Raw genomic sequence first — 4153 nt, 5'->3', positions numbered from 1 at the left:
TGTTGTATAACTTACTTGACTAAGTACGTATTGCTAAGGTTAAGTTTGTCATACTCGTGTGCTCACCCAGCACCTAAATCAGGAGTGATAAAATGAAAGAAAAATTAATCACGAAGAAACACTTGCATGTAATGAAGTTAGCTGATGGAGGTTGTACCGTATTTGGGTATATGGAAGCTTATTTATTACGTGAAGTCCAGCAATTTGATGAGGAATTCATTAAAATAGTAGATATAGACAAATTGGAAGAAATAACAGGAGAAAAATATGACCCTAAAGGACAACTTCCTTATTTTGGTGCTGTTTTAACTAAAAAAGGGAAGGAATATTTGCATGTAGTAACAGAAATTAAAAAAAACCTACATGCCATGAAAAATCAGAATCTAAGCAATGAAAGATTTGCAAAGATTTCTGAAGAAAATATGGTTTTGTTCGGCAGGCGTGATGAATTAGAGCATTCTCAAGCTTAAAGCTTCGGGGATTGCTTTAAGCAATCAGGAAGGTGATTATATGATTCATGATTTGAAAATATATACATCCTATTTTCAGGATGTGCAGGGATAGAAAAAGAACTTTGAAATAAGGTTCAATGATCGTAATTTTAAAGTTGGAGATATTTTGCTTTTGCGTGAAATACTTGCCTGATGAAGGCGAAATTCACAGGAAAAAGTGTGGAAAGGGAAGTGGTATATATAACTGATTATGCACAGCGTGATGGTTTTGTTGTTATGGGTATTACATAAAATTTTATAATAGGGGGAATGGAAAAATGAAAAAATTTATTCAATTCATACAAAATTACTTCGTTAAATTGTCATTGTCTTGGTATTTGCTAGGAATTGTAATGGCTGCTGTTGCAATTTCAATAAACCGAACTGATGATTTAATAATCAATATCATACTACTTTCTGCTATTGGTTTTCCGATAGTTACAGCGGTGTTTCTATCAGTTTGGGGGATTATTAGATTTATCAGGAACGTAACAAAATATATCCATAAAAATGGATATGACAATCATGTCAGCAACTCAAATAGGATTTGTAATAAACATTGTATTATTTATATTAATGGTTTCACTTGTTAGCTATCTTCAAGATTTGTCTGTTTTAGGTGTTATGTCGTTATTTATATCATTGTTAGCTCTTGTTTTTGGTATACTTAACACAATTAATTATATACGTATATATGGTTACCATAGATTTACGTATAACGTAAAAGAGTTTCATTCAGTAAGGAAAGGCTTTGCCATCCTTTATTTTCCCTAACATGTTCAATCTGAGTATACTCAAATTGAACATATAGGGGTGTAGGTGAAATCAAGGTTATTTGTGTTCAATCTATGTTCAATCTGATAAAATGGTTATAAAGCAAGCTTTAATTAAAAATAGGTTCGTTTAGAAATGAGGGATAACTTGAAGGGATATTCAGAGAGAAACGAAAAGGCAATTAAAAGAGTACAGGGATTATTAGCTCTTTCTGAAAATAATCCGAATGAAGAAGAAGCTCAATCAGCATTCCTTATGGCTCAAAAATTAATGCTGAAACATGATATTGCTATGAGTGATATTTGTTTAGAAGAAAATGTACGAAATATTGATGAAGGTCAAGTTACGGTTTTTAAAAAGTTATACTGGTGGGAAAAGAGAACTAGCTACTATTATTTCTAAAAACTTTCGTGTTCGGTGGTTTATAAGGAATAAACTTCTAAATGGAGAACGTAAAGTGAAAAGATCAATTATCTTCTTTGGCTATGACACAGATGTAGCTTTAGGGAAGAAAATGTATTCCTTAGCGTATGAAATCATTGTATTTTACACAAAACAGTATGTTGAAATTTATTACAGCAGCAACAATATATTCAGGTCTAAACAAGTGACTTCCGATATTAAAAATTCATACATGAAAGGTTTTTTAAATGGATTGCAAAAAAAATTTGTAGAACAAGTTAACGAAATGAAAAAAGAAAACGCTCTGATGGTTCTTGTTCCTGAGGAAATACAAAGAAAATACAATGAAATGTTTGAGGGAACAAAACCATTAATTCATTGTATTCCAACTGCAAAGGAAAGTATCGCCTACAAACAAGGTTATGAAGATGGGAAGAAGGTTGATTATACAAAATCGACAATTGACGAACAAGTCTAATAGGGGGATTAAAGTGAATTATGAAGTTACTGAAGAAAAAGTATTGCGAATAGCGAAAAGATATGGATTAAAGGCTAAGAAAAGTGATTCTCCAGGATTTTTTATTAACGGAAAGAAAATAAGTATAGATGAACTCTATGCTGATTTGTTTGGAAATCAAGGTGAAGGTGAGTGTGTTATGGATGGTGTTAAATTGAAGGAAGAACTTCGAAATTTTTTTAACAGCAAAACAAGAGAAGAAATAAAAGATTTTTTCGCTGAATTAGGATTCAAAGTAGAAGATGGAGAAGGTGAAATTATATATACAGACACCAAAGAATCTTTTGAAAAAGAAGCTTATGACTTTTTTAACAAAATGAATGATGACGAATTTATAGATTACTTAAAGAGTTTTGATGTAGAAGTAGAGGAAAAATAAAAAGAGAGGGGCGAGGTAAGTGAAACTATTATCAGTATGTATGACAACCGAAGGAATCACAGTAGACATTAGAGATGAATCTGGTAAATCAAAGGCAGTTTTTAATACAAAGGAAGATATGCTAGATCACTTGACAGTTTATATAAAAAGGGCCGCCTAGATGAATATGGATTGAATGTTGCTAACGAATTTGGCCAGCGGTGATTAATCACCTTAGTTATTAGTACAAAAATTGAACGACTTTATTGTGACCAAAGTGTAGATATTGAATACAGCAGTAAATTAAATATACATTTTATATGTCAAAATCTCAATATGGATTTTTCTTATCAGCCTAAATCGGCTGTAGGGGAAAATCTAGTTGAGTTTGAACAAAGGATAAAAACAGGGAAAGAACATATTTTAGACAAGATTAAGTTAGGGAAATTAATTGTAGATAAAAACGGATATTCTTATCAAACTGTAGAATTTACAGATGTAACGATAGATTACACCGATGTTGTAGTTTCTTTTCTTGCTAGACCTATTCGACCAGTAGGAAGAAAGGAAGCGAAAGCTAAGCTTGTAAATGAAAGGAAACGAAAATTAAACCTTTCCTTGATTTGATTAGAATACAGAAGGGAAATTAAACATGGATTTTATAAAACAACGTATTCCTGATGATAGTAAACGAAAAAAGTTTCATGTTACCAGTTTGGTTAGTGTCTTAATTATGGCATTAATGTTGATATTTGATACAAACATTAAACAATTCATTAACTCAAATATTTTACCAGAGTGGGTGCTTGTTTTTATGTATTTTTATATAAAAACAGTAATGATAGGGTTATCGGTTATTTACTTCTATGTAATAATAATTCATCCAATAATAAATGAAATAAGGAGGTAATAATATTCTATCTTCATTTAAAAAAATTCATATTGATAACATTGAGGAATTAAACGGACTATCCAATCGTGATCGTAAAATAATAAATAAGAGGATTGAAAAATTATCAATCTTGCTAAAAAATGGGCAGATTATATTTACTGATGAACACTACTGGGCGTTTATGGACTTAAAAAAAAGATTCCATCAAGATAATTTGAGTAACCAAGAATTAGAAGCTTTAAACGGAGTAATAGATTTTATGAGGATAAAACGGACTACAAAATTCCGATTTTTTGTTTTACCTCCATAAGCCCTATTGAAATACTTGTTATCTTGTTTGTTTTTGCTTTTATTTTATATATCTTATAAAAAAGAAAGAGTGAATTAAATATGAGTAGTGATAAAGTTTATAAACAGGCTGTAAGTAATGCTTGGGAGCAAATAGAGGAAAACGAAAAAGAAAAATTAATTAAATATGAAAATAACCCCAAAGATTTTTTAAGTAAATTAAGTGATGAAGAATTTCGTCAATTATTATTAAGAGCAGGATTTGCTGTAGAAGATGGGAAAGGCGATATTATTTTTACGGATAATATTAATAATCAAAAAAAGGAGCTATAGAAGATGAAGGAGAGGTAAGGTTTTCCGTTACATTTAACGGTAGATAGTCTAATGAAATTATTTTAACATTATATTCTTGAAGGAATGAGGATTTCATG

General features: G+C 30.5%; 7 protein-coding genes and 1 pseudogene. All 8 read left to right on the top strand.

Annotated features, from left to right (window positions below):
• Positions 1-92 precede the first annotated feature (92 nt).
• The 8 genes and pseudogenes from ACXACQ_RS06220 to ACXACQ_RS06185 all read left to right on the top strand — a co-directional run bounded on the left by ACXACQ_RS06220 (position 93) and on the right by ACXACQ_RS06185 (position 4055).
• Positions 93-470 carry a hypothetical protein gene (locus ACXACQ_RS06220; RefSeq protein ID WP_474975075.1) on the top strand — a complete coding sequence of 126 codons (378 nt, stop codon included), beginning with the start codon at positions 93-95 and terminating at the stop codon, positions 468-470.
• 103 nt (positions 471-573) lie between these two features.
• Positions 574-645: pseudogene (locus ACXACQ_RS06215) on the top strand (DUF3850 domain-containing protein); the annotation flags it as partial.
• Complete coding sequence (locus ACXACQ_RS06210) at positions 645-743, top strand: DUF3850 domain-containing protein (RefSeq protein ID WP_474975074.1); 99 nt, start codon at positions 645-647, stop codon at positions 741-743. The pseudogene ACXACQ_RS06215 and the gene ACXACQ_RS06210, both read left to right, overlap by 1 nt.
• A 657-nt stretch (positions 744-1400) precedes the next feature.
• Positions 1401-1667, top strand: a complete 267-nt coding sequence (locus tag ACXACQ_RS06205) for a DUF2786 domain-containing protein (protein ID WP_474975073.1) — start codon at positions 1401-1403, stop codon at positions 1665-1667.
• On the top strand, positions 1582-2145 hold the full coding sequence (locus tag ACXACQ_RS06200; RefSeq protein WP_474975072.1) for a DUF7168 domain-containing protein: 564 nt from the start codon (positions 1582-1584) through the stop codon (positions 2143-2145). The genes ACXACQ_RS06205 and ACXACQ_RS06200 overlap by 86 nt, the downstream gene beginning before the upstream one ends.
• Positions 2129-2563, top strand: a complete 435-nt coding sequence (locus tag ACXACQ_RS06195) for a hypothetical protein (protein WP_474975071.1) — start codon at positions 2129-2131, stop codon at positions 2561-2563. Before ACXACQ_RS06200 ends, ACXACQ_RS06195 begins: the two co-directional genes overlap by 17 nt.
• 315 nt (positions 2564-2878) lie before the next feature.
• Positions 2879-3169, top strand: a complete 291-nt coding sequence (locus tag ACXACQ_RS06190; RefSeq protein ID WP_474975070.1) for a hypothetical protein — start codon at positions 2879-2881, stop codon at positions 3167-3169.
• Between the two features lie 655 nt (positions 3170-3824).
• The gene (locus tag ACXACQ_RS06185) at positions 3825-4055 is read left to right on the top strand and encodes a hypothetical protein (RefSeq protein ID WP_474975069.1); all 231 of its coding nucleotides are present in this window, start codon (positions 3825-3827) and stop codon (positions 4053-4055) included.
• Positions 4056-4153: the final 98 nt, after the last annotated feature.

It is taken from the genome of Fulvivirga sp. AWR4_260 (assembly GCF_056158185.1).
This window is presented reverse-complemented; position numbering and strand designations above follow the sequence as displayed.

Coding starts and splice junctions, on each gene's coding strand:
- ACXACQ_RS06185 (WP_474975069.1), top strand. CDS start 3,825: ATGAGTAGTGATAAAGTTTATAAACAGGCTGTAAGTAATGCTTGGGAG.
- ACXACQ_RS06190 (WP_474975070.1), top strand. CDS start 2,879: ATGGATTTTTCTTATCAGCCTAAATCGGCTGTAGGGGAAAATCTAGTT.
- ACXACQ_RS06210 (WP_474975074.1), top strand. CDS start 645: ATGAAGGCGAAATTCACAGGAAAAAGTGTGGAAAGGGAAGTGGTATAT.
- ACXACQ_RS06200 (WP_474975072.1), top strand. CDS start 1,582: ATGTACGAAATATTGATGAAGGTCAAGTTACGGTTTTTAAAAAGTTAT.
- ACXACQ_RS06205 (WP_474975073.1), top strand. CDS start 1,401: ATGAGGGATAACTTGAAGGGATATTCAGAGAGAAACGAAAAGGCAATT.
- ACXACQ_RS06220 (WP_474975075.1), top strand. CDS start 93: ATGAAAGAAAAATTAATCACGAAGAAACACTTGCATGTAATGAAGTTA.